Origin of the sequence: Enterococcus eurekensis (assembly GCF_042654605.1) — a bacterium.
In the GTDB taxonomy this organism is placed as follows: Bacteria; Bacillota; Bacilli; order Lactobacillales; family Enterococcaceae; genus Enterococcus_I; species Enterococcus_I eurekensis.
On sequence record NZ_JBHSGT010000063.1, the window covers coordinates 62,238 to 88,322 of the forward strand.

General features: G+C 37.3%; 20 protein-coding genes and 1 other annotated feature. Of the genes, 8 read left to right on the forward strand and 12 right to left on the reverse strand.

Annotated elements, in window-relative coordinates; translation table 11 throughout:
- Positions 1 to 305 precede the first annotated feature (305 nt).
- From ACFO3L_RS10555 to ACFO3L_RS10565, 3 genes are all read right to left on the reverse strand, one after another.
- Entirely contained in the window at positions 306 to 1,328 is a 1,023-nt protein-coding gene (locus ACFO3L_RS10555; RefSeq protein WP_379967177.1) for a peptidoglycan DD-metalloendopeptidase family protein, read from the reverse strand.
- Between the two features lie 170 nt (positions 1,329 to 1,498).
- Positions 1,499 to 2,215, reverse strand: a complete 717-nt coding sequence (locus ACFO3L_RS10560) for a pseudouridine synthase (RefSeq protein WP_379967180.1) — start codon at positions 2,213 to 2,215, stop codon at positions 1,499 to 1,501.
- Between the two features lie 65 nt (positions 2,216 to 2,280).
- Positions 2,281 to 3,927 (reverse strand): putative polysaccharide biosynthesis protein, encoded by a 1,647-nt coding sequence (locus ACFO3L_RS10565; protein ID WP_379967183.1) that lies wholly within the window; start codon positions 3,925 to 3,927, stop codon positions 2,281 to 2,283.
- A 138-nt stretch (positions 3,928 to 4,065) separates the two neighbouring features.
- Between ACFO3L_RS10565 and murE the strand changes: the two genes are divergently transcribed.
- The 4 genes from murE to ACFO3L_RS10585 all read left to right on the forward strand — a co-directional run bounded on the left by murE (position 4,066) and on the right by ACFO3L_RS10585 (position 8,553).
- Entirely contained in the window at positions 4,066 to 5,562 is a 1,497-nt protein-coding gene (murE, locus tag ACFO3L_RS10570; protein ID WP_379967186.1) for a UDP-N-acetylmuramyl-tripeptide synthetase, read from the forward strand.
- Between the two features lie 106 nt (positions 5,563 to 5,668).
- Positions 5,669 to 5,902, forward strand: a complete 234-nt coding sequence (locus ACFO3L_RS10575) for a hypothetical protein (protein WP_379967189.1) — start codon at positions 5,669 to 5,671, stop codon at positions 5,900 to 5,902.
- A gap of 150 nt (positions 5,903 to 6,052) precedes the next feature.
- Positions 6,053 to 7,951, forward strand: a complete 1,899-nt coding sequence (gene asnB, locus ACFO3L_RS10580; RefSeq protein WP_379967192.1) for an asparagine synthase (glutamine-hydrolyzing) — start codon at positions 6,053 to 6,055, stop codon at positions 7,949 to 7,951.
- A gap of 188 nt (positions 7,952 to 8,139) precedes the next feature.
- A complete protein-coding gene (locus ACFO3L_RS10585) occupies positions 8,140 to 8,553 on the forward strand; it encodes a cupin domain-containing protein (RefSeq protein ID WP_379967195.1) in 414 nt (137 codons plus the stop codon).
- Positions 8,554 to 8,607: 54 nt separating this feature from the next.
- Here ACFO3L_RS10585 and ACFO3L_RS10590 read toward each other — a convergent pair whose 3' ends face one another.
- Both ACFO3L_RS10590 and ACFO3L_RS10595 read right to left on the reverse strand, forming a co-directional pair.
- Complete coding sequence (locus ACFO3L_RS10590; RefSeq protein WP_379967336.1) at positions 8,608 to 9,516, reverse strand: SPFH domain-containing protein; 909 nt, start codon at positions 9,514 to 9,516, stop codon at positions 8,608 to 8,610.
- A 63-nt stretch (positions 9,517 to 9,579) separates the two neighbouring features.
- The gene (locus ACFO3L_RS10595) at positions 9,580 to 9,804 is read right to left on the reverse strand and encodes a hypothetical protein (protein ID WP_379967198.1); all 225 of its coding nucleotides are present in this window, start codon (positions 9,802 to 9,804) and stop codon (positions 9,580 to 9,582) included.
- A 201-nt stretch (positions 9,805 to 10,005) separates the two neighbouring features.
- Between ACFO3L_RS10595 and ACFO3L_RS10600 the strand changes: the two genes are divergently transcribed.
- Complete coding sequence (locus tag ACFO3L_RS10600) at positions 10,006 to 10,458, forward strand: GNAT family N-acetyltransferase (RefSeq protein ID WP_379967201.1); 453 nt, start codon at positions 10,006 to 10,008, stop codon at positions 10,456 to 10,458.
- Between the two features lie 591 nt (positions 10,459 to 11,049).
- Here ACFO3L_RS10600 and leuS read toward each other — a convergent pair.
- Complete coding sequence (gene leuS / locus ACFO3L_RS10605) at positions 11,050 to 13,464, reverse strand: leucine--tRNA ligase (protein WP_379967204.1); 2,415 nt, start codon at positions 13,462 to 13,464, stop codon at positions 11,050 to 11,052.
- 58 nt (positions 13,465 to 13,522) lie between these two features.
- Positions 13,523 to 13,731 (reverse strand) — a binding site (T-box leader).
- Positions 13,732 to 13,784: 53 nt separating this feature from the next.
- Entirely contained in the window at positions 13,785 to 15,572 is a 1,788-nt protein-coding gene (locus tag ACFO3L_RS10610; protein WP_379967207.1) for a muramidase family protein, read from the reverse strand.
- Positions 15,573 to 15,818: 246 nt separating this feature from the next.
- Here ACFO3L_RS10610 and ACFO3L_RS10615 point away from each other — a divergent pair, with 246 nt between their 5' ends.
- Genes ACFO3L_RS10615 through mnmM form a run of 3 tightly spaced genes read left to right on the forward strand, consistent with a single transcriptional unit; the run spans position 15,819 to position 18,010 of the window.
- Entirely contained in the window at positions 15,819 to 16,469 is a 651-nt protein-coding gene (locus tag ACFO3L_RS10615) for a phosphatase PAP2 family protein (RefSeq protein WP_379967210.1), read from the forward strand.
- Positions 16,470 to 16,487: 18 nt separating this feature from the next.
- Entirely contained in the window at positions 16,488 to 17,453 is a 966-nt protein-coding gene (gene mnmL / locus ACFO3L_RS10620) for a tRNA modification radical SAM protein MnmL/YtqA (protein WP_379967213.1), read from the forward strand.
- The gene (mnmM, locus tag ACFO3L_RS10625; protein ID WP_379967216.1) at positions 17,447 to 18,010 is read left to right on the forward strand and encodes a tRNA 5-(aminomethyl)-2-thiouridylate-methyltransferase MnmM; all 564 of its coding nucleotides are present in this window, start codon (positions 17,447 to 17,449) and stop codon (positions 18,008 to 18,010) included. Before mnmL ends, mnmM begins: the two co-directional genes overlap by 7 nt.
- A 170-nt stretch (positions 18,011 to 18,180) precedes the next feature.
- Here the strand turns inward: mnmM and ACFO3L_RS10630 are convergent, their stop codons facing one another.
- The 5 genes from ACFO3L_RS10630 to pglZ all read right to left on the reverse strand — a co-directional run bounded on the left by ACFO3L_RS10630 (position 18,181) and on the right by pglZ (position 26,074).
- Positions 18,181 to 18,471, reverse strand: a complete 291-nt coding sequence (locus tag ACFO3L_RS10630; protein WP_379967219.1) for a hypothetical protein — start codon at positions 18,469 to 18,471, stop codon at positions 18,181 to 18,183.
- A 135-nt stretch (positions 18,472 to 18,606) separates the two neighbouring features.
- On the reverse strand, positions 18,607 to 21,066 hold the full coding sequence (locus tag ACFO3L_RS10635; protein ID WP_379967222.1) for a heavy metal translocating P-type ATPase: 2,460 nt from the start codon (positions 21,064 to 21,066) through the stop codon (positions 18,607 to 18,609).
- A 21-nt stretch (positions 21,067 to 21,087) separates the two neighbouring features.
- Positions 21,088 to 21,291 carry a heavy-metal-associated domain-containing protein gene (locus tag ACFO3L_RS10640; RefSeq protein ID WP_379967225.1) on the reverse strand — a complete coding sequence of 68 codons (204 nt, stop codon included), beginning with the start codon at positions 21,289 to 21,291 and terminating at the stop codon, positions 21,088 to 21,090.
- Between the two features lie 199 nt (positions 21,292 to 21,490).
- Positions 21,491 to 23,524 (reverse strand): protease Lon-related BREX system protein BrxL, encoded by a 2,034-nt coding sequence (gene brxL, locus ACFO3L_RS10645; protein ID WP_379967228.1) that lies wholly within the window; start codon positions 23,522 to 23,524, stop codon positions 21,491 to 21,493.
- A gap of 12 nt (positions 23,525 to 23,536) precedes the next feature.
- Positions 23,537 to 26,074, reverse strand: a complete 2,538-nt coding sequence (gene pglZ / locus ACFO3L_RS10650) for a BREX-1 system phosphatase PglZ type A (protein ID WP_379967231.1) — start codon at positions 26,072 to 26,074, stop codon at positions 23,537 to 23,539.
- Positions 26,075 to 26,085 lie beyond the last annotated feature (11 nt).

Genomic DNA, 26,085 nt, shown 5'->3' on the forward strand with positions numbered 1-26,085 from the left:
TGTGAGTGATAGCGAAGCCTATGGAAAAATTGCTCTTTGATTTTATCCAGAGGAAGAGCTATCACCGAACAGCTGCTCCAACAATACCGTTTAAAAAGAGGTCATAAATAAATCGGTTAGCTACGAAAAATAAGCACGTATCTGGAAAGAAATGGCTCTTTCATTTTTTCCAGATTGACTTATTTCTGAGTAGCTGATTTATTTATACCGTTTAAAAAGAGGTCATAAATAAATCGGTTAGCTGTTTGGTTATACTATTTAACAAAAAAACGATTCCCCTATTTTCGGAGAATCGTTTTTTATTTTCAAATAAAGCTTGTTGGGTTTACAAATCCGCTCCATACGCCAGTTGCAATTCCAAAGTGTAAATGAACACCGGTTGAATTCCCAGTTGTGCCCATTGTACCAATTTGTTGCCCAGTTTCTAATGTTTGGCCAACGCTAACAAAGTTTTCAGTCATATGCATGTAATAAGTATAGTACCCATTATCATGCTTCACAATCGCATAGTTTCCTGCGCTGGCATGGAATCCCGCTTCAACAACTGTGCCGTAACGTGCTGCTAAAATCGCTTCGCCCGCACTTCCTGGCATATCAATGCCATCATGTCCTGTACCTGAATAACCGGTTGGATCGACACGTTGTCCAAAACCACTACTAATTGAGTAAGAACGTGTCAACGGTGAGATAAAACCAGTTCTTTCTAAACGTGCTGCTTCAGCTTTCTTCTCAGCTTCGGCTTTTTCTACCGCTTTTTTAGCAGCTGCCTCTTCGACTTTTAAACGTTCCATTGTTTGTTCTTCTTTAACAATTTTGGCTTCCATTTTTTCAACGGACTTAGCTAATGAAGATTGTTCTGCCATTTTTTCGATTTTAGTTGTTTCTTCTGTTTCAATCGTGGCCATCGTTGCCGCAATTTCCGCTTCAACAAGTGCTAACTCTTCTGTAACACTCTCAATTCGTTCCTCTTGATTTTCAATACTATTGTCAGTTACCGTCGTTACTTGAGAATAAGCTTGTAATAAAGCCATCTTTTCTAACGCCGCTAAACGATTTTTTTGAATTTTTACTTCTTCTTCACCCATTGTTTTTTCTGTATGTAAAGTAGCTAATTCATTTTCTAAAGTGACTGCGCGGGTATCAAACGCCTCGATTTCTTCTTTAACGGCTGTTTGTTTATCATTAATCGTTACAACTTCCTTTTGAAGTTTTTCGATTTTTTGGGTTTGCTCTTGAACTTTTTGTGACATCTCATTTGCTTGGGCAACTTGCGGTAATAAAAATAGTAAGCTTAAACTTGCTATTGCTAAAATTGATTTTCTTTTCAAATAAAACGCTCCTTTGTTTAATCCTTCGCTACTCTAACATGCTTTCACTAGCGAAGGGGTAACAAAACAACAACAAATTGGTATCATTCTAGCGTCCAGTATGACAAAAAGCCCTCATTTTCGTAAAAATGAAGGCTTTTGTGACAAGACAATTACAAAATTGATGTGATTTAACCTTGAAGTAATGTGAGTTCCTCTTGCGTTAATGGGCGATATTCGCCTAAATCTAAAGATTCATCCAATAAAATTGGACCCATTCGTAGGCGTTTTAGATAGGTTACTTCTTTTCCAACTGCTTGGACCATACGTTTGACTTGATGAAATTTTCCCTCATGTAAAATCAAACGAATCTCAGAAGTTTGGCTTGCTTCATCGACCGATTCAATCGTAAGTTCTGCCGGCAAACAAACTTCTCCACCATCAATCGTGAGACCTTCCCGGAATTTTTCTTGGTCTTCTGTCGTCATAATTCCGGCTACTTTTGCATAGTACTCTTTATCGACATGTTTTTTTGGTGACAATAGACGATGAGCCAATTGCCCGTCATTCATAATCAGTAACAAGCCTTCGGTATCTTTATCAAGACGCCCGACTGGAAACAAATCATCACGAAAATCATCATCTTGAAATAAATCAAGAACCGTTTCGTCATAATTATCGACCGTCGCTGAAATGACACCGCCCGGTTTATGTAATAAGTAGTAGAAGTTTTTTTGATAATTGACAGGCTCGCCATCAAACTCTACAATATCTTCTTTTTCATTTACATGAAATTTATCGGATTTGATTATTTGATTATTGACCATCACAAGTCCTTTTTTGATATATCCTTTGACTTCTCTTCGTGTTCCGAAATTCATATCGGCTAAAAATTTATCTAAGCGCATTGTTTTCTCCTTCTAGAAAATTTAAAAAGAGCTGACTTGAAATCAGCCAACTCTTTTTCGATTGTTTATTTGATTTTTAATTTTCGACGTAATCGGATGACATTCGGACCTAATAACTTATCTGCTAAACGTGTTTTTAGCCCTAAGTAAATGTACACAAAACCTCCGACCGCAGCCACACCCATAATCAAGATAAAGGCACTGAATTTTCTTTCAACGCTTAGGAATGTTTCCAGACCTAATCTTGTAATCCATGTCGCTAAAATCATCATAACGGTTAAGATAATAATTAGCAACGTACGACGAAGTACTAGACTAACATTAAATCCGGTCTTATGCTGCAATTTTCTCAAGTTGAAATAAGAAGCAACTGCAAAACCAATCGTTGTTGAAAATAGTGGACCGTATGATTCTAGTAAATAAATACTTGGTACTTGTAAAACAATTTTAACCAGTAACCCGATTCCAAAAAAGACAACTGCCGCTGAATTTTCGTAAATCCCTTGGAGCATACTTGCAGTAATCATATACAGACCTAAGACAAGTCCGGATAGACAAGCAACGATTAACAAGCGACTGCCTAATTCGTTTGGTGTATAAAACAACGTATTTAACGGATAGGCCAACATCACCATACCAAACGTTGCTGGAAACATAATAAAAGAATATAACTGTAAATTGCTTGTCACTAATTGACTCAGGTCTTTTTTATTTTTTTGCGCATACGCTTCAGTGATTAGCGGTAAACCAACTGTCGCCATCGCTGTTGCTAAGCCAATAACAACCATTGTTAATTTATCTGGATTTCCACCAAATAAGGCCATTAAACTCATTAATTGATCATTCGTATACTCGGTAAATCCGCCCATTACGCGAATAAATGTATATTGATCGACCAGTTTAAAGATGGTAATGGAAGCCCCGATGATAATAAAGGGAATGGCTTCGCGAACAACACTCGTCAATAATGCAACACTATTGATTTGTATTGTTTCGTGGCTTTCTTCCGCCAAAATATCCATCTTCACTTTTTCTTTTCTAAAGTAATACAATAAGATTCCTATACCCGCTAATGCCCCAATAAAAGCCGCAAAAGTTGATTGCGTGACTGCTTCTACATGATTCCCACTACCTAAACGCATAATAATGAAGGTCGCAGAAAGCATATAAATTACTCGAAACAGTTGTTCAATTAATTGTGAGATGGCATAGGGTGCCACGTTTTGTGTCCCTTGGAAATATCCTCGTAAGACACTCATAAATGGAATTACTAAGATTGCCACACTCAACGACCGCATCGCCGGTACTAAGTCATTTCCACCACCCGCTCCATTTGATAACAAAGGAGAAGCCATATACATAATGATGGCACTGAATAGCCCAAATCCTAACATGACTTTCGCCGCGGTATGGAAAAGTTTGCGACTCGTCTGGTATTCTCCCCTTGAGTTATGAAAAGCGATTTGTTTTGCAATCGCTGCCGGAATTCCTGCCGTAGAAATCATAATAAACAAGGCATAAATATTGTATCCCATATTGAACAAAGTATTGGAGGCTTCGGCATTTTCGCCCAACCAGTAATACCACGGGATAATATAGATGATACCAATTAACCGAGAGCCGATGTTACCGATGGTCAGCCAGGCTGAACCACGGGCCATTTTTTCTTCATTGGTTAATGCCGGTCCTTCTAGATTCACTCGATTCGCCATTTCCGTCGTTCCCAACTTTCTTTTTTTACATATCTCCTATTTTAATGCTTAATCTCATTAGTAGCAATCTATTTATTTTTTTTGAAAGCTCTATGCTATAATAAATAATGAAATTCCCGATTTGAGGAGGAGTATGCGATGTATACTATTACAATCGACAATATTTATCAATTATTAATGAAACACAACTTACTAATTACACCAAAAAAAGACAACAATGATATTGATCAAGTCCCATTTGACGGCCTTTCGTATAACTCGAAAGAGCTTCCAGGCAATTGCTTGTTTTTTTGTAAAGGTATCAACTTTAAAAAAGAATGGCTCATCGATGTTTTAGATGCTGGCGTCACAACTTATCTAACTGAAGTTTCTTATGGTTTCTCGGAAAACGAAATTCTTGTGCGTGATATTCGCGAAGCCATGGCCCTAATCGCTCAAGCTTTTTACCAAAATCCCCAAGATAAATTAATTAAAATTGGCATTACAGGTACGAAAGGTAAAACAAGTGCTGCCTATTTTATTCATGCGCTTTTAAAAGATGCTTTCGGTCCAAAGATTGCTCTCTTTTCTTCCGAAGAAACGACAACAGATGGGCAAACTTACCAAGCTTCTGTCTTAACAACACCCGAAGCACTTGTTTTATATAAACAAATGGCCCAAGCCGTTGATGCTGGCGTTAGCCATCTAGTCATGGAAGTTTCTTCGCAAGCCTATAAAACCAAACGCGTTTTTGGTATTACTTTTGAAGTCGGTGTCTTTTTGAATATTAGCCCCGATCATATTAGCCCGATTGAACACCCGACTTTTGAGGATTATTTTGCTTGTAAACAACAACTACTGTTAAATAGTCAACAAGTCGTCTTGAATAACCAATCGGATCGTTTTGATGAATTAGCCGCACTTTGTCAAGAACATGAAATCCCAGCAGTCACTTATGGTAGCCAAACGGCCGATTACCCGGTTATTCATGGTCCTGAGTTACGTGAGTTTCGACTAGTTGCAAAAGAAGACTTCTTACAATTAAATGGCGATTATCATTTGTCCATGTTTGGTGACTTTAATCACGGAAACGCTGCGGCGGCTTTAATTGCGACTGCCTTAGTCGATACCTCAAAAGATGCGTTAAAACATAGTTTGCTTCAGACTACCATTCCTGGACGAATGAATTTCTTTGAGTTAAAAAATGGCGCATATGCTTTCGTCGATTTCGCCCATAACTATTTAAGTTTATCGGCCCTTGGAACATTTGCTCAAGATTTACGTCCAGAAGGTCGCGTCATTTTAGTGACAGGGAGTGCAGGGGGCAAAGCCCTTTCTCGTCGCAAAGACATGGGTCAAGCCATTTCCGAAACGTATGATGTTGTCGTCCTAACAGAAGATGATCCTGATTTTGAAGATCCAGCTAGCATTGCCGATGAAATCCAATCGCATATTACGAACCCAGAAGTGGAAGTTCTCCGTGAATTAGACCGTAGTAAAGCCATCTCGCTCGCACTGTCTTTAGCTACCCCTTCAGATATTGTGATTGTTGCCGGAAAAGGTACCGAGGCGGGCATGAAAGTTAAAGGACAAAGCATTGATTACTTGGGTGATGTCTACTATACACAGCACTGGATTGACAACCAAAAAACCTAGCATTTATTTCAATTATGTAACAAAGATTACTTTATTAAAACATTGAACTTTTTTATACAAACATTCGGTATAATGAATGCGAAGATGTTGCAAAGGGGTCTGTTACATGAAACAAACGTATAGAAAATATTTGATTGTTGCTGGAATATCGCTAGTGAGTGTTGTCGCTTTAGTTATTTTTTGGAAATTACTTGTGAATTTTAATATCATCAATTTAAACCAAATTGCACCAAAAAGTTACACACGTTCTGGTGGGTCATATAGCGTGGCCTTAGTTTTCCTAGTCCCTCTTTTAGCAACGATTACGTTGTTACTTGGCTTAACTTGGAGAAAGAATTAATCAATTAACAAAGGAATGCCTTCAATCGACCGAAGATATTCCTTTGTTTTTTTTTAAATTAATTGTTTCTATTTTTAGATAGGCCCATTTTATGCTAGAATGGTAAACGTACGATTTAAAATTGATATTAAATGATTAGGAAGTGACATTATGTGCGGTATTGTTGGGTTTATTAGCTCACAACAACAAAAAGAAACAGTCATTGAAGCAATGATGGAAAGAATTGTTCACCGTGGGCCAAACAGTGCCGGAAAATACGTCGATGACCAAATTGCTCTAGGGTTCAGACGCCTATCTATCGTTGACCTTGAAGGTGGATCGCAACCGATTTATAACGAAGATCGTAGCAAAGTCATTATTTTTAATGGTGAAATTTATAATTACCAACGGCTAAGAGAAGATTTAGTCCTACTTGGACATGTATTTACAACGAATACCGATACCGAAGTCCTTTTACACGGTTATGAAGAGTGGGGCGTTGATTTATTACAAAAAATTCGGGGCATGTATGCTTTTGTAATTTGGGATATTAAAAAACAAGAACTTTTTGGTGCGCGTGACCATTTTGGAATCAAACCCTTTTATTACGCAGAAATGAATGGAACATTTATGTTTGGTTCAGAAATCAAAAGTTTCTTACCACACCCAGATTTCAATAAAGTATTGAACGAACAAGCTTTGAAACCTTATTTAACCTTCCAATACTCACCATTAAATGGTGAAACATTCTTTAAAGGCGTTCACCGCTTACAAGAAGGCCACTACTTTACTTACAAAGATGGGCAAATGACTATCAAAGAATATTGGGATGCGGATTACCGTCACAAAGAAAACCTTTCTGAAAAAGAATGGGTTGATAAAATTGATGCAACGGTTCAAGAATCAATTGCGATTCATAAAAATGCCGATGTTGAAGTCGGTTCTTTCTTATCAAGTGGTGTCGATTCTAGTTATGTGGCATCGATTTTAAGACCTGAGCATACATTCTCCATTGGTTTTGATGATAAAACATATAACGAAGCGATTGAAGCGCGTAAATTAACTGAAACTCTCGGTTTAAATAACGTGGCTGCAATTATTAATGGTGAAATGTCCTTTAAAGCTTTCCCATTAATTCAATACCATTTAGATGAACCTGATGCAAATCCATCGTGTGTGCCGCTTTATTTCTTATCAAATTTAGCTTCACAATACGTGCGTGTTGTCCAATCAGGTGAAGGTGCCGATGAATTATTCGCCGGCTATAGTGCTTATGGTTTACACACCAATTCAAAAGTGATTCGTGTCGTGGCACAAGGTCTACGTAAATTACCAAAAGGAATTCGTTATTCTATTGGCCGTTCATTAGGTAAAATGAAAAACTTCCACGGTCGGATGCATCTCTATGCGGCAACTGCCCCATCAAGAGAATATTTTATCGGACATGCCGAAATCTTTAGTGAAAAAGAAGCAAGTAGCTACGTAACACCGGCTTTTCAAGAGGCTCCAACAGTCGCTGAAATTGTCGGACCATACTTTGACAAAGCCGATCAACTAGCAAAAGAAGAAGTCAATAAAATGCAATATTTAGACGTTCACCAATGGATGCCTAAAGATATTTTATTAAAAGCTGACAAGCTAACAATGGCTAGTTCTTTAGAATCACGTGTGCCTTTATTAGATATTGAAATGATGAAATTAGCACAAAGTATTCCAACAAAATATTTAATTAACCAAAACAATACAAAAGACGTCTTCCGTCAAGCTTCGAATCGCCACTTACCAGAAGCGTGGGCCAACCGTGAAAAATTAGGCTTCCCGGTGCCAATTAAAGCTTGGTTACGTGAAGACTTAGGTTATAAACAAGTCAAAGCATTATTTGAAGCGGATTTTGTTACAGAATTTTTTGATCAAGCAAAAATTTTACAATTGGTTGAAGACCACCACGACGGCAAAGCCGATCTCCAACGTAAAATTTGGGCGATTTATTCATTCTTAACTTGGTACAAAGTCTACTTTATCGATGAGGAAATACCAAAAACAGAAACGATTGTTTACGATACTTTATAAAATCAAAATAGGTCATAATTCGGTAGAGAATTTTTCTCTACCGTTTTTTTGTCAAACAACTGGAACTTATTATTAAGATTGACCCAACTATTCCTAATTGATAACGGTATTCAATTAAGGGTTTCTATTGGTCAAAATATTTTAAAAGCGTTAAACTAAGAGTATCAAAACAGATGGAGGGATTACCAATGGAATTAAAAGATTATGGAAAAGAACCAATTGCATTTAACATGGAAGAAGTGACACTGCAAAATGAGAATTATCGGACGACTTTATGGACAGGTGAACATTTTCAATTGACTTTAATGAGTATTCCAGCTGGCGGTGGCGATATCGGAATGGAAGTACATCCTCATGTCGATCAATTTTTAAGATTAGAAGCTGGAACTGGCCGTGTTGAAATGGGTCCTGCAGAAGATCAAATCACTTTTAGTCAAGTCGTTAAAGCCGATGACGCGATTATTATTCCAGCCAACACTTGGCATAATGTCACCAATATTGGCAATGAACCGATGAAATTGTACTCCATTTATTCACCAGCCAATCATCCATTTGATACCGAAGAAGAAACGAAACAAGATGCCATCGATCAAGAAGGATAAACTGTTATAAACAAAAAAACAATCCAGAAAAATGGATTGTTTTTTTGTTTGCTTTTATTTACCTTCTGTCGCATCCCACAATGTTTTCATCGCTGGGACATTGCCTAATTCAGTCATATTTGAAGGGATAATGACTGTATTCGTTGAACTATTGACTACTTCTTTAAAGGCTTCTAACCCTAAGTATTGTAAAGCTTCTGGTGTCAACTCGCTATTCTTAATTGCTTCATTCAATGAACGGATACGTAATTGTTCCGCTTCGGTAATTACTCGAATCTTCTCAGCTTCTGCTTCCGCATCAATTTTCATCCGTTCCGCTCTTGCTTCGGCATCAATTTTTGTTTGTTTCGAACGTGCTTCGGCATCGATTTCCATTTCAGAGGCTTTAGCTTCTGAGTCTAAAATAACGGAATGCTTACGACCTTCTGATAAGGTAATCATTGATTCCTTGTCACGCGATGCGGTAATTAATTTATTCATTGAGTTAATAATTTCATCTGAAACCAAAATTTCACCGATATTAATTCGGTCAATCGCTAATCCATAGCCCGCAGTAATATCTTTAATCGATTCATAAAGTGCCACGTTAATTTCTTCTGTTCCATTCAACACTTCATTTAAATCCATTTTCCCGATAATTCCACGTAAATTTGATTGTGCATCTTGAATCATCGCGGTTACGGAATCTTCGTTATCATAAACAAACGCGCGAACATCCGTCACATGGTATTTAATCGCCTCATCAATTTGAACAATTACGTTATCGCGTGTAATCGCACTTTGGGGTGGAATTTCTAACGGTACTTGTTTCAACGAAACTCTTTGACGAACAGTATATAAAATCGGAATTAAGAAATGTAACCCCGGATCCAAGGTTCTAACAAAGCGTCCAAAACTTTCTACGACCTTGACCTCTCCTTGATGAACAACAACCGCAATACTTGATAATAACCAGATAATCATTGCTAAAACAAAAATAAATAATAAAACTTGTACGATAAACACTTCTTTTCCTCCTCCTTTAACTTAAATAACAATAAAGTCTTCGCTTTCTTCAATTAAATAATCATTGACTCGCACATAGGCAATTCCATTATCAATCGAAAAAATCTCCAACATACTACCTTCTATCGGTTTTCCCTCAATCACAACATATTCAATATAACGCCCATTCGCCGGAATGATTCCTCGGGATTTCCCATTTTTACTCTTAAAATACTTACCCAACAACTTGTTATCCAAGTAGTGCACGTATTCCAACTCCTTCTATTGCTCAGATATTATTCATTGTACCATTTCTTATGGACGAGAAAAACAAAAACAAGGAATAATTGATTGCTTTTTATTATTTTAAAAGCAGAACACTCCTACCTCACTCTCATAGAATTGTTTGACTCTTAATGAATCTATTGTTATGATGAACGGTAAAATTTCATAGGAAGGGGTTTGTAAATGCACTTAAATGTTAGAGAAATAAAAACAGAAGATTTTTCCACATGTGCTAATATTTTAGTCGAAGCATATAACGGGGAACCGTGGAATAACTCATGGACTAAAAAAGAAGCGCTTCTTAGAATCGAAGCCACAATGAGCGGCTTTAATTCACGAGGGTATGTCATTGAGCAAAATAATAAAATTATTTCGATGTGTTTAGGTAGAATTGATTATTACTACGGAAATTGGAGTCAATTTTGTATTGATGAGTTTAACGTTCTCCCTTCTCTACAAGGAAAAGGTATTGGAGGAAGACTACTCCAATTTGTTACTAACGTAATGAAGGATGAACAAATAAACAAAATTTTTCTTATGACCGGCGGCAAACAAGCGGCACAATTTTATACAAAACAGGGATTTGTCACGTCCCATGAAGGTAGCGCCTTGGAGTATGATTTACAAAACAATTAAAAAATCAACTACTGATTGTCTTGCGTCAATTGACAGATAAACAATCAGTAGTTGCTTTTTATTAAAACCTCTAAACACTCATAAAATAGCCTCTTAAACAAAACGGCATTTTCTGAGCAGACTCTCAGAGATAAGTCACATTCGATAAAAATGAAAAAACCATTTTTTCGAAGGTTATTCTTATCTTTCAAGTCTAAACACTCATAAAATAGCCTCTTATTTAAAACGGTATAAATTGAAGCAGTGTTTCGGTAATAAGTCAGAATCTTTTTGAAAGTACAGAACACTTTCAAACGATTCTTTACTTATTACTCACCCCTAATCGCTTCATTTATAACCTCTTATTTAAAACGGTATAAAAAAAGCAATGACTCGGTAATAAGCCGAAATCTTTTCGAAAGAAAAAACACTTTCGAAAGATTTTTTTGCTTATTACTCGTCATTGATCGCTTTTTATTATAACCTCTTATTTAAAACGGTATAAAAAAAGCAATGACTCGGTAATAAGCCGAAATCTTTTCGAAAGAAAAAACACTTTCGAAAGATTTTTTTGCTTATTACTCGTCATTGATCGCTTTTTATTATAACCTCTTAATTTGCTACAATATTTACTAATTTCTTCGGTACGGCGATGACTTTGCGGATGGTTTTTCCATCGAGTTGTGCTTGAACATCAGTGTCAGCGGTTGCTAATGCTTCTAGTTCTTCGCGAGTTGCTTCGACTGGTACCATCATTTTCGCACGAACTTTTCCGTTAATTTGAACAACGATTTCCACTTCATCTTCAACTAATGCTGCTTCATCGAATGTTGGCCAAGGAACATAAGTTAAACTTTCTTTATGTCCTAAAATCGCCCATAATTCTTCACCAATGTGTGGTGTAATTGGTGCTAATAATTGAACAAAACCTTCTAAGTATTCAAATGGTAAAGCATCGACTTTATAAGCTTCATTCACAAAGACCATTAATTGAGAGATAGCTGTATTAAAGCGTAAAGCTGTCATATCTTCAGTGACTTTTTTAACGGTTTGATGGTAAACTTTGGTTAATTTTCCATCATTAATGGTTGTTACACGATCACGCATTTTGCCATTTTCATCGACAATTAAGCGCCATACGCGGTCTAAGAATTTACGGCTTCCTTCTAAACCATTTTCATTCCAAGCAATCGCAGCATCTAATGGACCCATGAACATTTCATAAAGTCTTAGAGTATCAGCACCATATTTATTTACAACGTCGTCTGGATTAATCACGTTACCGCGAGATTTAGACATTTTTTCGTTATTTTCGCCTAAAATCATTCCTTGGTTGTAAAGTTTTTGGAATGGCTCGCTTGTTGGAACCACACCGATATCGTATAAGAATTTATGCCAGAAACGAGCATAAAGCAAATGCAATACCGCATGTTCTGCGCCACCAATATAAATATCCACTGGTAACCAACGTTCTAATTTTTCGTAGCTTGCGATTTCATTTTTGTTATGTGGATCGATGAAACGTAAGAAGTACCATGAGCTACCTGCCCATTGTGGCATTGTATTTGTTTCGCGACGACCTTTCATTCCTGTTTCTGGATCAACAACATTTACCCATTCGGTAATATTTGCCAATGGTGATTCACCTGTACCACTTGGATGAATATCATCTGTTACTGGTAAACGTAGTGGCAATTCTTCTACTGGAACAGTTGTTGTTGTGCCATCTTCCCAATGAATTACAGGAATTGGTTCACCCCAATAACGTTGACGTGAGAATAACCAATCACGTAGACGGTAGCTGACTTCTTTTTTACCAATACCTTTTTCTTCTAACCATTCATTCATCGTTTGAATGGCTGTTTCTTTATCCATACCATTTAAGAAATCAGAGTTTATGTGTGCACCATCACCCACAAAAGCGGCTTCTTCAATGTTTCCACCTTCAAGTACTGGAATAATTTCAATATCAAAAGTTTTGGCAAAATCATAATCACGTTCATCATGTGCGGGCACAGCCATGATTGCACCTGTACCGTATGATGCTAAAACGTAATCTGAAATCCAAATCGGTACTTCTTTTCCGTTGACTGGGTTAATCGCATAAGCACCTGTGAAGACACCGGTTTTTTCTTTGACTAATTCTGTACGTGTTAAATCTGATTTTTTACTAGCTTCTGTAATATACGCATCAATCGCTGCTTTTTGCTCAGGTGTTGTAATTTCTTGAACTAAGTCAAGTTCTGGTGCTAGTACACAGTAAGTAGCACCGAATAATGTATCTGGACGTGTAGTGAAGACCGTAAAGTCTGCATCGTGGTTAGCAACTTTAAAAGTAACATTGGCTCCATATGAACGACCAATCCAGTTGCGTTGCATTTCTTTAATGCTTTCTGGCCAATCTAAATCATCTAAATCGTCGAGTAAACGATCCGCGTATTCCGTAATTTTTAACATCCATTGACGCATAGGTTTGCGGATAACTTCGTGATTTCCACGTTCACTCTTACCATCAATGACTTCTTCATTTGAGATAACTGTTCCTAATGCTGGTACCCAGTTAACGGCAACTTCCGCTTCATAGGCTAAACCTTTTTCATATAATTTTGTAAAGATCCATTGTGTCCATTTATAGTACTCTGGATCCGTTGTATTAATTTCACGATTCCAATCATAACTGAAGCCTAATGAATTGATTTGGCGACGGAAAGTTTCGATATTCTTTTTGGTAAATTCCGCAGGGTCATTCCCAGTATCTAACGCGTATTGCTCCGCTGGTAAACCAAAAGCATCCCAACCCATTGGGTGTAAAACATTGTAACCTTGGCTACGTTTCATACGTGATAAAATATCCGTTGCTGTATATCCTTCTGGATGTCCTACGTGAAGACCTTGACCTGATGGGTAAGGAAACATGTCTAATGCATAAAATTTTGGTTTTTCTGAACTGTCCGTTGTATTAAAGCTATTGTTTTTCGCCCAATACTTTTGCCATTTCTTTTCTACTTCTTTGTGATTGTAGTTCACGATAACATTCTCCTCTTCAAAAATAATAAAAAAGTCCTATAAAAAGCATAATTGCTCTTTATAGGACGTTAAAGACGTGGTACCACCTAAATTCACTAGTTATAAACTAGCCTCAACGTGTTAACGGTCGTCACCGTATCCAATCTACTAAGGTTCAATCGGATATGCACTCAAAGGCGAGTTCAAAAGATTCTATGTACATTTCCACCAACCATGTACTCTCTATATCAGAAGGGCTTTCTACTATTCCTTTTCAAATGTGTTTAATATTTGAACTTACGTGTATACTAGCAAATTTTACTAGGCTTTTCAATCCTTTTTTAAACTTTTAATGTTTGACCCACATAAATTATGTCTGATTTCAAATTATTTGTTGTTTTTAATTGTTGAATCGAAACACCGTAACGTTCAGAAATCGCCCATAAGCTATCACCACTTACCACTTTATGTGATTGATTGTTCGATGGCGTTACTGGTTTATTTTGAACTTGATTGTTTGCATTTGCTGTATTGGCTGTTGATTTCTTAATAATTAACTTTTGACCTGGGTGAATCAAATCACCTTTAATGTTATTTAAACTACGCAATTGATCCATTGAAATCCCATGATTATTCGCAATTAACCAAACCGAATCACCTGATTTTACCGTATACGTTTGATTACTTGTTGACGGTTTTTGACCTGTTCCCACATTCGTTGGTGGGGTTGGTTTCGCTAGATTCGTCAGCGGCGTTGGGTTAATGGTTAAACTCGTGCCTTTTTTGACAATTAACTTTTGACCTGGGTGAATCAAATCACCCTTGATGTTGTTCCAGCTACGCAATTGATCCATTGAAATCCCATGGTTATTTGCAATTAACCAAACTGAATCGCCTGATTTTACCGTATACGTTTGGTTGCTTGTTGACGGTTTTTGACCTGTTCCCACATTCGTTGGTGGGGTTGGTTTTGCTGGATTCGTCGGTGGCGTTGGATTCGTCGTTGAACCCGTGCCTTTTTTTACAATCAACTTTTGGCCTGGATAAATGAAGTCACCTTTGATGTTATTCCAACTACGTAATTGATCCATTGAAATCCCATGGTTATTCGCAATTAACCAAATTGAATCCCCTGATTTTACCGTATAGGTTTGATTACTTGTTGATGGTTTTTGGCCTGTGCCTACATTCGTCGGCGGATTTGGATTTTCAACTGGTGGTAACGGTGTTAACTCATCCGTTGCCCCTTTTTTAACAACTAGTTTTTGACCAGGGTGAATCAAATCGCCTTTAATGTTATTCCAACTACGTAATTGATCCATGGTAATCCCATGACGATTCGCAATTGACCAGACGGAATCCCCTGATTTCACCGTATAAGTTGCTGCCCCTTGGCTATTACTATTACCTGGATGGCTTGGCTGTTCTGGTACACTTGGTGTTGTCGGATTCCCCGTAGCCGGCGTATCAAAACGAGTTAATTGATACGCTTCGATAACGTTGTTTAATTTAGAAGCATAACTTGGATCTGTCGCGTAACGACCAGTTAACCAAGCTGTAGCATCACGATAGCTTGTCGTATTACTCTTCCAAGCGCCCGCATAATAATAAACACCATGTTGTAATGATACATTTCTTAAAGTATAAGCGTTATCCGCAAACGATTCAGCAAATGATGGGTATTTACGGAAAGGTTCATTTTTCGTTACCCATTGACCATTTAAATACTCCAAAGTACTCATATACACCGTTTGACCTTGATAACTTCCTTTAATACCAAACAAATTATAGTTCGGTGCTTGTGACAAGGTACTACCGCCCCAACCACTTTCGATAATTGCTTGAGCAATCATCACGGAAGCATATAAATCATTGGCATTTGCTATAGATACCGCATGTTGTGAAACCATTGAAATGAATACTTGTGGATCCATTGTATTTGCGCTGATTTCTTCAGTAACTGTATCTGTTTCATCCGCAAGTACTGTAACGATTGGTGATAGTGGCGCAACTGCTGAAATTGCCGTGATTGTTGTACCTAAAACAGCCGCACTTTTTTTCATATTGCGATAAAAAGTCCGTTGTTCTTCTATTTTTCGACGTTCTTTACGTGACAAAGACTCTCCCATTACCTTACCTCCGATATTAATTTACAAAACTCATAACTTTAGTATACCTGTTCCTTTTTCTTAAGAAAAGTTTAACAGCTATTTTTTTTGAATTGTAATCTGGCTGTAACACGTTATACATCTAATTTACTTTCATCAGACTCTTGCGAAATCTACTAGCTACGGTATACTAAAAAAGATTTCAACATTTAATTTATCGGTTACTTTTGTTTTTATCAAAATAACGATCAATCGAAAGGAATTTTTATGAAAAATAAACTTTATTATCAATTTGCTGGCAGCTGCTTTTTACTAGGTTTTACTATTTTAGGTTATTTTGTTAAATCCTTTCCTAAATTCATTCAACCCTTTGACCAATGGCTAACAGGAATGATTTACAATGTGAATGATTCGTTCACCCCTTTTTTCGTATGGGTTACAAAATTTGCGAATCCTTCGACGATCATTATCTTATTTCTAGCAGTCTTGTTCGTGCTTATTTATGGAAAACAATACGCAGAGGCAATTTGGTTTGGCCTAGGGGTTGTTGGGATAAGCGGTCTTATTAACCCATTGTTGAAGCTTGCTTTTGGCCGCGTGCGCCCAAGTCTCGAGCACCTCGTTACAGAACATAGCCTAAGTTTTCCAAGTGGTCATGCGACAGCGAGTATGATTCTTTACGGCTCCTTGATTTTCTTATTACCGATTTTTATCGAAAATAAGACACTGCGTCTAACGTTACAAATTTTATTAGGAACAGTCATTTTCACCATTGGTTTAAGCCGGATTTACCTAGGCGTGCATTACCCAACAGATGTCATCGGTGGCTTTTCATTAGCGCTTGGCTGGCTCCTTTGGTCATTTCCTGTCTATCAAGAAAAACGCTTCGTTTGGCGTTTTCAAAACAAACAACATTAAGAAAGAAGCGAATCGATTATGTCTTTTATTTATACCGAGGATCCCAACAAACGCTATCACTCTTGGAATTATGCGCTACGACAAGTTTTTGGCGATAAAATTTTTAAAGTGCCCATTGATGGTGGCTTTGATTGCCCAAACCGCGACGGGACCGTAGCTCATGGCGGCTGTACGTTTTGCAGTGTTTCAGGTTCAGGCGATATGATTGTTGCGCCTGAAGATCCGATTCCGGTGCAATTCAAAAAAGAAATTGATATGATGCATCGAAAATGGCCCGGCGTCGAACAATATATTGTTTATTTCCAAAATTTCACCAACACTCATGCCCCACTTTCCGTTATTAAAGAACGCTTTGAGCAAGTCGTGAATTTGCCGGGTGTCGTTGGTCTATCGATTGGTACACGTCCAGACTGTTTACCAGATGATGTTGTCGATTATTTGGCTGAACTCAACGAACGGTTATATTTATGGGTCGAGCTTGGCTTACAAACAACTTTTGAATCGACAAGTAAAATGATTAATCGTGCACACGATTATCAAACTTATATCGATGGTGTCGCAAAATTACGTCGCCATAACATTCGCGTTTGTACCCATTTAATTAATGGTTTGCCTGGCGAAACGAAAGAAATGATGGAAGAGAACGTTCGTCGGACAATTCTAGATTCAGATATTCAAGGGATTAAATTGCATTTGTTGCATTTAATGAAAAATACCCGTATGTTGCGTGACTACCACGAAGGAAGGCTACAGTTGCTTTCGCAAAATGATTATACGGAAATTGTCTGCAACCAATTGGAAATGATTCCGCAAGAAGTGATTATTCATCGGTTAACTGGCGATGCTCCTCGCGATACCATTGTTGGACCAATGTGGAGTTTAAAAAAATGGGAAGTCCTAAATGGAATCGATCAAGAAATGCGTCGACGTGATTCTTATCAAGGGAAATTCAACGTCCGTGAAGAGGTGGTGCCCTCATGTTAAAAACAGCTCTACACTACAGTCGCCAACTCTTACAAGAAGTCTTACAGCCTGGTGACATTGCCGTTGATGCGACAATGGGTAATGGTCACGATACCCTATTCATGGCGGAATGTGTCGGAAAAACCGGCTTTGTTTATGCTTTTGATATTCAAGCACAAGCGATTGAATCAACCAAAGCTCGCTTAACGGATACGCCTTTTGAGCAACGAGTCCAATTGATTTTTGATGGACACCAAAATCTAGCACTTTATTTACCCCAAGAAACCATCATTAAAGGCGCCATTTTCAATTTAGGTTACTTGCCGAAAAGTAATAAATCGATTATCACTTTGCCGAATACGACCAAAAAAGCCCTTGATGCTTTACTCGAACGTTTAGCACCAAAAGGACGAATTGTGATTGTCGCTTATTACGGCCATAAAGGTGGCGCAGAAGAACTACTCACCGTTCGTAATTACTGTGAGCAACTCCCACAAGAATTATACAATGTCCTAAATTACCAATTCATTAATCAAAAGAACCAACCACCAATTTTATTTTGTATTGAAAAAAAATAAGGAATCTACTGGAAGCCCTGCTTTGCATATACACACCTTAACTAACAGTGTCGACAACAAATTCCCTCCAGACCACTTTCCAGTTGAAGCACTGATCGAAATTTAATTTTACTAACGCATAAGAATAGCCCCTTTTCTGACTTCACACAATCAGAAAAGGGGCGATTTATTCATTCTATTTTTATCTTTGCTACGCGCCACCAAAGTATAACATTGATTAGGATGGTTCCTAAGATAGCGAGTCCTAAAAATAATTGTAGGGTTGGAACGATATCCATCATCGCATTCCAATCTGCTTTTCGAATTAGAACTTCAAGATAACGGTATTGTAGCCAGATACCCAATGCACAAGAAATCGCACTAAAAAAAGAATAATAGTGATATTTTTTCGGATGAAACATGGCAATTATTGGTAATCCACCTGCTAACATCAAACTCAAAAAGCTCAAATTTATAATCAAATCATGACCTCCATCCCTTTAAATCTTAGTATACTAAAATCGACAGAAATTTAATTACAACTATTTTTTTAATTAATCGAATCTTAAATAATAAAAAAAGAATCGTTCATCTGACTCGAACGATTCTTTTCATAATTAAATTTGTTTTGGTTTAAAGCGTTTCAAGCGTAACGCGTTTAACACCACGGAGATGGAACTAAAGCTCATTGCCGCTCCTGCTAACATTGGATTTAATAAGGGGCCACCGAATGCATATAAGATACCCATCGCAACTGGAATTCCTAATACGTTATACGCAAAGGCCCAGAAGAGATTTTCTCGGATGTTTTTAATCGTTGCGCGACTTAATTCGATGGCAGTTGGCACATCATTTAAATCCCCACGCATCAAGACAACATCCGCCGATTCAATCGCGACGTCGGTTCCTGTTCCAATCGCAATCCCGACATCGGCTTGTGCTAATGCGGGAGCGTCGTTAATGCCATCACCCACCATTGCGACTTTCTTTCCTTCTTGTTGAAGTTTTTTGACTTCTTTCGCTTTGTCTTCTGGTAAGACTTCACTGAAGACACGATCGATGCCGACTTGTTTGGCAATCGCTTGTGCGGTTTGATGGTTGTCACCGGTAATCATTGCGACTTCTAACCCCATCTTGTGAAGACGAGCAATCGCTGCTTGGCTACTTGCTTTGACCGTATCAGCCACTGCGACAATGCCGACTAATTGATTTTCTAAAGCTAAATACATCGGTGTTTTCCCTTCGGATGCTAAATGCTGTGCATCCGTTACTTCCGTGGTTACTGGAATATTATTTTCTACCATTAATTTTTGATTCCCAAATAAAACTTTTTGACCCTCGATAACGACTTCGATTCCATGTCCTGGAATGGCGTTGAAAGCGTTACTTTCAGGTAACACAAGGTTCTTTTCTTTAGCTCTTTCAATAATCGCTTGTGCCAATGGATGTTCTGATCCAACTTCTGCTGCAGCAGCTAATGTTAAGAGTCCTTCTTCTGTCATTCCTTGATAAGTCAATAGATCGGTTACCACGGGTTTACCTTCTGTAATCGTTCCGGTTTTATCAAAGACAATCGTTTGGACTTTATGTGTGGTTTCTAGCGCATCGCCACTTTTAATTAAGACGCCATTTTCCGCGCCTTTACCCGTTCCAACCATAATCGCTGTTGGTGTCGCCAATCCAAGGGCACACGGACAAGCAATCACTAACACGGAAATCGTGATTGTTAAGGCAAAAACCCACGACTCTTGACCTAAGAAGAACCAAGCCACACCAGCTAAAATGGCTAAAGCAATCACGATAGGGACAAAAATCCCTGAAACTTTATCCGCCAATTGAGCAATTGGTGCTTTTGAGCCTTGCGCTTCTTCGACTAATTGAATAATTTGTGATAAGGTCGTGTCTTCGCCAACTTTTGTCGCTTCAAATTTAAACGAACCCGTTTTATTGATACTTGCACCAACGACATTGTCACCAATTTTCTTTTCAACGGGTAAACTTTCGCCCGTTAACATCGACTCATCAATCGCTGAACTTCCTTCAACAATCGTACCATCTACTGGAATCTTTTCACCTGGACGAACGACTAAAATATCACCTGTTTGGACTTCTTCAATCGCAATCTCAACTTCCATACCGTCACGGACAACATTAGCCGTTTTAGGTGCCAATCCCATTAATTTCTTAATCGCTTCTGACGTTTTTCCTTTTGAAACAGACTCAAAATATTTCCCTAAAGTAATTAGCGTTAAAATAACTGCCGCTGACTCATAATATAAATTCATCGCCGCATGTGCATCGCCTTGATAAACTAAAACAGTACTATAAATACTATATAAAAAAGCGGCACTGGTACCTAATGCGACAAGTGAATCCATATTCGGATGCCCTTTAAATAACGTACGGAAGCCAACGATGAAAAAACTACGCCCGAAATAGATGATAGGAATCGTTAATAATAATTGTAGCGTCGCAAAAGTGACACTGTTTTCCATCGGACTCAAAAAGGCGGGTGTTGGTAAACCAATCATTTCTCCCATTGCTAAATATAATAAAGGAACGGTAAATATCGCTGAACCAACAAAACGATGCCAAATATCTTTTAAATGTTTCGCCTTTTTATCTGCCTCTTCCGTCGCATTTTCTTGACTCGAAGTAAAAACCTTTGCGTCATAACCAGCATCTTTGACGGCACCGATAATGTCACGTGCTTGAATGTTACCTGGATTAAAGCGCACGACCATTTTTTCAGTCGCTAAATTGACTGCTGCCTCACTAACGCCCGCTAAATGTTTAGCTGTTTTTTCAACCGTTTGAGCACAAGAAGAACACGTCATTCCTTCGACTGCAAAGGTCAGCTCCTGCGTTGGTTGAATCACTTCATAACCCGCTTGATGAACAGCTTCACTAATATTTTGAACGTCTAATTCGTCTTCATTATACGAGACAGTTAATTTTTCTGTCGCAAAGTTGACCGAAGCATCCTTGACACCAGATAATTTTTGAACAGTTTTTTCAACCGTTTGGGCACAAGAGGAACATGTCATCCCTTCGACCGCAAAACTTTCTTTTTTCATTTTACAAATCCCCTCGTTTCTTTAAACCGCTGGATAACCGGCTGCTACTAAAGCTGCTTTTAGTGTTTGATCATTCACTTTTGCTTCATCAAATTGAACATTAACTGCTTTGGTTGCCATGTCAATTACTAATTGATTAACACCTTCGACCTCACTTAGCGCTTTTCGAATATTACTCGCACAGCCTTCACACTTCATATTTGGTACATTATATGTTTTTTCCATGGTTGCCCACTCCTTATTTTTATTTCGTTTACGAACGTAATCGATGATTCATCTTTACTATAAACACTTCGATTACATTTGTCAATAGAGGAGACTCAAAAATCTCTTGAACAAATAAAAAGAAAGAAAACCCTTTTTCGATTTCCTTCCTTTTTTTGTACAAAAATAGCACTATTATTATCTTTTATGAGAGAAAAAATCATTCTACTCCTAACGCTTTAAATACGGCATCTTCAGGTGTTTGATAAAAAATCAAATTAAATGTACCCATTAATTCAGGCGGCACAGTTCCTAAATCCGCTGCGCTTGTCATTGGTACTAGAACTTTCTTTGCTCCTGCATCTTTAGCTACTTGTAAAGAGTTTGCTAGATTTTCCACCTTAATCATCGAACCACCAATCGTGATATCTCCTAAGATAACTAAGCTTGGTAGCACGGGCTTATTTAAAAGCGATGAGCATAAAGCAATCATTGTTGGCAAATTCAAAACCGCTGTCATACCAATCCCATTTAAATCTTGTACATGTACGACAAAATCCTTCGTTGCTAGACTAATACTCTGGCTAATATTTTTGGCGTTTGCACGTAAATACTTATAAGCTGAATCCATTGCTTCTTTTGCTTCACGATCAGAACCAATCCCAGTTCTTTCAAAACGACCATTTCCGGAACTAATTTGAGTCTCTAGTTTATAGGTACCCAATTGTCCACCTTTTCCATAAGAAACAGAATAAAGATGCCCAGCTTTTCCCATCCCTTCAGGAATTAGTGTACCACCACCTTGTTCAGGTACTGAAACATATTCTTCTCTACCTTCTTCTAAATCAATATAAGAGAAATTCACATCATAAAATTCCATTCCGCCTATTTTTTTAAGTTGCTCTTTCACACGTCGGCGCATCTCTAAAGCAAATCGTAATACTTTTTCAACATCATCTTTATTATAATTACCATCCGGATAGATTAATTTCATCATACCTGAGACAGTTCTTCTAACAGCAATCGTATCTCTTTGATTTAACTGCATACCTAATTTAAAGAATGGATCAAAGGAATCTGAAAAACTTATTTTCCGCATCTCTCTCATAACTTCAGAAAAGTAATCAGTAATAAAACCATAGTCATCTGTAAAAAAATCTGGACGGTACTTGGGTATTTCCCATCCTGGTAAATAACAATGCATACGGTCTAAAAAGGCCGAGTCGGTTCCCATTACTTCTGGGAAAGGTTCAAATAAGTTTGAGGTTTTTAGAATAACATCCACACTTTGATTGATATTTCCAACAAATACCATTGATGCTGAGGCATTCTTTTCTTCTTTTCCTCTAGCAAAAGAGCCTGAAGCCATATAATCTTTCATAATTTGAACGCCATCATTATCTTTAAATCGAATACCTGCGACCTCATCAAATGCGACACAATCCCACATTCCAACTAATCCCATGGTACGCGTCGCCATATTATAAAATAAATTTGCTACGGTCGTTTGACCACCCGATACTAAAATAGAATTCGGTGAAATTTCCTTATAAACATGTGATTTCCCAGTTCCTCTAGGTCCTAGTTCACATAAATTATAGTTGTTTTCTATTAAAGGAATCAATCTTGCTAAATGAAGCCATTTAACCCTTTCAGAAAAATGAGTTGGTTCCATCCCTACAGAGCGTAAAACTAAATCAATCCATTCTTCTGTTGTAAATGCACTTCTCGCATCTTTAAAATCATCAATATCTAAGCCTGGCATCTGAATGGGGTCTACTTTTCTTGCCACAAAAGGACTATTCATACGGTTATTTTCATCGTACCAGTATTCCATAGCAACAATACACCAAATACCGCCACCAAGCAGACGATCGTATTTTTTAACATACTCATCACTTATTTGTACATCTCTAAGTCCCAAGTTAGAAAAAGAGGCTTCGTAACAATCTTTTGATGCATTTAATGTGACCGATATCTTATCAATAACCGTGTAACCACCCAATTCACGAATCCGTGCTTTTATTTTTTCTGCTTCATCTGGACGGACATAGTTACGCGCTAAGATGTTTTTTACATTTTCGACCCCTTGACTCACTAATGTTTCATCAAGAGAAGAGGCATACATTCCTAACAAATATTCTAGTACATAGACTGGAACATTTGCACCTTCTTTTATTTTTTTTGTTAAGTCTTTACGGACAAACTTCCCCGCAAAATTTGATGAAAGCTTGTCTAAAATGACTTGTTCCATTCATTTTTCCTCCTAAAAACCAAAGTCAAAATCTCCTGCAAAAGGATTATCTACGACAAATTCCACTCGATCCATTTCTACATTTGTCTGTCCATCTTTCATTATTAAATAAACTTTTTCTTGCGATCCATATTTACGATTAATAAAATCAAAAGTAAAATTCATGAATCGTTCGCTTGCAAGTATTGAATCAGAATCCGCGTAATATGCTTGTTCATTTGAAATTCGATTCCCATTCTCATCTTCGAAGTACAATTGATATTGTGCTTTTGTCACTGATTCATTTACTGCATCTGTTTGATAAAATTCTAAAGAAATAGAAAGACCAATAACTTTTCTTTTCGTTGTCATTAATTGTACTTTCGTTTGTTCTTTTGTACTTGATCCTCTAGCGATTGAGACTTCTAGGACAGGTACCAATAACTCTTGTGGTGAAGAGCCTCCATGGACATAATTTTGTCCTCCACCTTTTTTCTTAAAGATCCTTGCTGTCTCAGGATAGTGAATATAGCGAGGGTCGTCATTTCGAAGCACCTCTCCTAATCTCATACTCGTAATTCCGACTTCTTCATACAGATGATCACTAATCAGAAAACGACGCTCCACTCGATCCGAGTCATCAAAAGAGGGATTTTCGATTTTTTCATGTTCTTCTACTTTTGAGCGACGATAAATAAAACCATGGTCGCTTGTAATAATAAAACGATACACGTTAGCTCCATTTGAAATACGTGGCAGCAGTAAAGATAATTCATCAATCGTTTTTTGAACAGCATCAAACACTTGATGCTCCTGTCCATGATCACCTGTTTTATCAATTTGATCGTGGTAGAGATAAATCACTTCTAATCCGTTAAATAATTCCCTTAACTCTTTTGCATTCCCTTTTGAAATGACTTCATCATAGGTAATTGCGAGCGAATTTGGATTTTTATTTTTTAAAATTTTATCGCGATTTATTGTTCCTGTCGTACTACTTCCATCAATTTTCACTTCAAAACCATTTTCATAATTTAATGTTTGATTTCTTGATTTTAACAAGGCAGCTTTCCCAAATTCTGTAACGGAAGGTAGAACGGTGAAATTGGTCTCCATTTTAGTTGAATACTTCTTATCCTTTTGAAGAACCATTTGTAATTCGCGAGCTGCTTCATATCGAAAAGCATCAGATATAATTACAACTGTTTTCACTTTATTCCTTGCATAATTATCATAAAAATCTAATAAGGATGGTCTTTCATTTAAGTAAAGTAAGTTATTCCAAACATAGGAAATTTCATCCAAGAAAATTTTGTATTGCTTTTCGACTAAGGTCTGTAAATCTAAGAAATTGTCTTGGTTTTCAATTTTATCAATATGCCAAATAAATTTCCGATAATACTGATCGATGGCAAAAGATTCCTCTTCATAATGTAATAGTACATTCGATAACTGACGAATATTTAATTGTCCCAGTAAATTTAATAACATTTGTGCGTTTAAAACAACTTGATAGTGATGGTGGTACTTATTACCAAAATGACTTCTTTCCTTATGAGTAATCACATCTTCTATCGTCGAGCCATCAATTACCGTTGTCGAATCACCACTAAGCAACTGATTGATGTAGTATCGTATAATTCTTTGATGAATGGGCTCAAATGTATCTGAGTTGACTAACTCTTCAATAGAAATCTTATTTAAAAGACGTTCCCCATTTATTAATTGATAAACTTCTTCACTTAGAATATCAGAGGCCTTTTGATAGCGAGAATCATTCATAAACAGATCCATGAATGATACAATCGCGTTTGTTTGCTCTATTACCTCATATTCTTTTAAGTTCACTGGAAGATTTTGATACCCTAGTTGACCGTAAAACGCATTACTGTAAAAACAGATAATCAACTTTTGAATTGTTGGTTGTTCCGATTGAAAGCCATAATACTTAAGGATAGCATTCCAAAATGCTTCTAACAAATCATATTTTTCAAGTTGTAAATACAAACGGTTTTCTCCAAAAGAGTATTCAACAAATAGCGCTTGTATCACACTATATAGTTGAGGTGCATTCGATTTAGTTAAGACAGCCATTATATTGATTTCAAGTTCTTCTTTAGTCTGAATGACATCAGACAGCATCTTTTCAAATGATACAATCCGAGATTTTGCAGAAAAGAACGTGTGATATTTAGTCATTACTTCATGAAGATCTGCTGGTATTTCAAGTTGGTTCATAACCAATGAAATTCGATCTGCATTAAATAAACTAGAATATTTTAATAAACTTAGTAGATGGTTATTATTGTCTTCATCACTCATGCGTTGGAATGGTGCATAAATTAAATAATTATTTTCTGTATCTTCTAGCTCAAAAAAACGCTTCGTCAAAAACTGTGTATGGGCATCGATTTTTTTTATTTGTGCGTTTTCTAATTGAATAGCACCACTATCGATATCCTCTTCAAATTCCTTTTTTGAATCAAACCAAAAAATAAGCTTACGTTCGCCGTAAGACACAAACAACTCATTCAACCGGTTTTGAATTTGGTTTAAATTTAAATCAGACATACATACATTCT